A 2,805-nucleotide genomic window follows, 5' to 3' on the forward strand; every position below is an offset into this window, starting at 1 on the left:
ATGGCTCGCTGAACCCTCATGACCACGTCACAATCGTTCGATCTGCGTCTGCCAACTCCCGGCTGTCACAACGACCCCGAACGCGCCGGCCTCGATGCCAAGAGCGTGTTCGACGGCATGACGGAGCACCTGTTCTTCACGCTCGGCAAGCTCGCCCCCACCGCCAGCCGCAATGACCTCTACATGGCCCTGAGTTATGCGGTGCGTGACCGGCTGATGATGCGATACCTCGCCACCACCGAAGCGATGCGGGCCCGTCCGCAGAAATCGGTGGCCTACCTCTCGGCGGAATTCCTGATCGGCCCGCAGCTCCACAGCAACCTGCTGAATCTGGGGATGCAGAAGGAGGCCGAAGAAGCCCTGAAAAATTTTGGCATCAAGTCGTTACAGCAGATCTTAGACGTAGAGGAGGAACCGGGCCTGGGCAACGGCGGTCTCGGCCGTCTGGCGGCTTGCTACATGGAGTCGCTGGCGAGCCTGAAGATCCCGGCCACTGGCTACGGCATCCGCTACGAGTTCGGCATCTTCGATCAGCTAATCCGCGATGGCTGGCAGGTGGAGATCACCGACAAGTGGCTGAAGGGGGGCTGGCCCTGGGAACTGCCCCAACCCGATGAGGCCTGTTTCGTGGGCTTCGGTGGCCGCACCGAGAGCTACATCGACGACAAAGGCAACTACCGCTCCCGCTGGATCCCGGCGGAACACGCCATCGGCATCCCCCATGACGTGCCGGTGCTGGGCTACCGGGTCAACATCTGCGATCGGCTGCGGCTGTGGCGTGCCGATGCCACCGAAAGCTTCGACTTCTATGCCTTCAACATCGGCGACTACTACGGCGCCGTTGAAGAAAAGGTAGGCAGCGAAACCCTCTCCAAGGTGCTGTATCCCAACGACGGCACCGACGAAGGCAGGCGTCTGCGCCTGAAGCAACAGCACTTCTTCGTCAGCTGCTCGCTGCAGGACATGCTGCGCAGCCTCGACAACCGAGGGCTGTTGGTCGAGGACTTCCCCAACTACTGGACCGTTCAGCTCAACGACACCCACCCGGCCATCGCCGTGGCGGAGCTAATGCGTCTGCTGATCGACGATCGGCATCTGGAGTGGGACCGGGCCTGGGACATCACCTCCCGCTCCGTGGCCTACACCAACCACACCCTGCTGCCGGAAGCGCTTGAGAAGTGGGACCTCAACCTTTTCAGCAGCCTGTTGCCCCGCCATCTGGAGCTGATCTACGAGATCAACCGGCGCTTCCTGCAGCAGGTGCGACTGCGCTACCCCGGCAACGACGCGATCCAGCGCAAGCTCTCGATCATCGATGAAGAGGGCAGCAAAGCCGTGCGCATGGCCCACCTGGCCACCATCGGTGCCCACCACGTGAACGGTGTTGCAGCCCTGCACTCGGATCTAGTGAAAACCGAGCTGCTGCCCGAGTTTGCGGCGCTCTGGCCAGAGAAGTTCACCAACGTCACCAACGGCGTCACCCCGCGCCGCTGGGTCGCCCTAGCCAACCCCGAGATGTCGGCCCTGCTGGATAAGCACGTGGGACCCGACTGGATCTCCAACATGGAGAGCTTGCGCAAACTAGAGGAGCGGCAGAACGACCAGAGCTTCCTCGAGCTCTGGGGCAACACCAAGCTGTCGGTGACGCGCAAACTGGCCACCTACATCCACCGCAACACCGGCGTACTGGTGGATCCCGCCAGCCTATTCGACGTACAGGTCAAGCGGATCCACGAGTACAAGCGCCAGCACCTCAACGCCCTGCAGGTGATCACCCAGTACCTGCGGATCAAGAACGGCGAGACCGACGGCATGGCGCCCCGCACCGTGATCTTCGGCGGCAAGGCTGCTCCCGGCTACTACATGGCGAAGCTGATCATCCGCTTCCTCAACGGCATCGCCGACACCATCAATGCCGATCCTGACATGGATGGCTTGCTGCGGGTGGTGTTCCTGCCGGATTACAACGTGAAGCTGGGGGAGCAGGTGTATCCCGCCTCCGACCTCTCCGAACAAATCTCCACCGCGGGCAAGGAAGCCTCCGGCACCGGCAACATGAAGTTCGCCATGAATGGCGCCCTCACCATCGGCACCCTTGACGGGGCCAATGTGGAGATCCGTGAGCTGGTGGGAAGCGAGAACTTCTTCCTGTTCGGCAAGACCGTGGAAGAGATCACGGCCCTTCAGCAGGACGGCTACCGCCCCGGCGACGTGATCGCAGGGCTGCCGGAACTGCAGGAGGCCCTGCGGCTGATCGAGATGGGGCATTTCAGCAACGGCGACGGCGAACTGTTCCGCCCCCTGCTCGACAACCTCACCGGGAACGACCCCTTCTATGTGATGGCCGACTACGCCGACTACCTGCGGGCCCAGGAGGCGGTCAGCCGTGTCTGGGGCGACCGGATGCACTGGAACCGGATGTCGCTGCTGAACACGGCACGCACCGGGTTCTTCTCCTCCGATCGTTCCATCGGCGAGTACTGCAAGAACATCTGGGCCGTGGATCCACTCAACGTTGAGATCACCTGCGACGTGCGCTGATGGGCGACCTCTGCCTGGTGATCAATCTGGGCAGTTCCAGCCTCAAGGCAGCCCTGGTGGATTCCACCGGGGCTTTCGTCTGGCATGAAGGGCGCAGCCTGACCGAGGACGATGGACTGGAGGAGGTGCTCGACAACTGGCTAACGCCGGCGATCGAACCCCACCGTCAGCGACTGGGCCTCATTGGCCATCGCGTCGTCCACGGCGGGGAACAGTTCACGGCGCCGACGCTGATCACGCCTGAGGTGGAAAGCCGGCTGAAGG

The 2,805-nt window shown here is 62.7% G+C and carries 1 protein-coding gene and 1 pseudogene; both read left to right on the top strand.

The window, feature by feature from the left end; all coding sequences use genetic code 11:
• Positions 1-18 precede the first annotated feature (18 nt).
• Positions 19-2,541 (top strand): glycogen/starch/alpha-glucan phosphorylase, encoded by a 2,523-nt coding sequence (locus ACGVJ8_RS04175; protein ID WP_392345706.1) that lies wholly within the window; start codon positions 19-21, stop codon positions 2,539-2,541.
• Positions 2,541-2,805: pseudogene (locus ACGVJ8_RS04180) on the top strand (acetate kinase); the annotation flags it as partial. The gene ACGVJ8_RS04175 and the pseudogene ACGVJ8_RS04180, both read left to right, overlap by 1 nt.

The organism is Parasynechococcus sp., from assembly GCF_042954245.1.
GTDB lineage: Bacteria > Cyanobacteriota > Cyanobacteriia > PCC-6307 > Cyanobiaceae > Parasynechococcus.

Bases quoted from the DNA above. Each gene is read 5' to 3' on its own strand.
- ACGVJ8_RS04175 (WP_392345706.1), top strand. From the start codon at position 19: ATGACCACGTCACAATCGTTCGATCTGCGTCTGCCAACTCCCGGCTGT.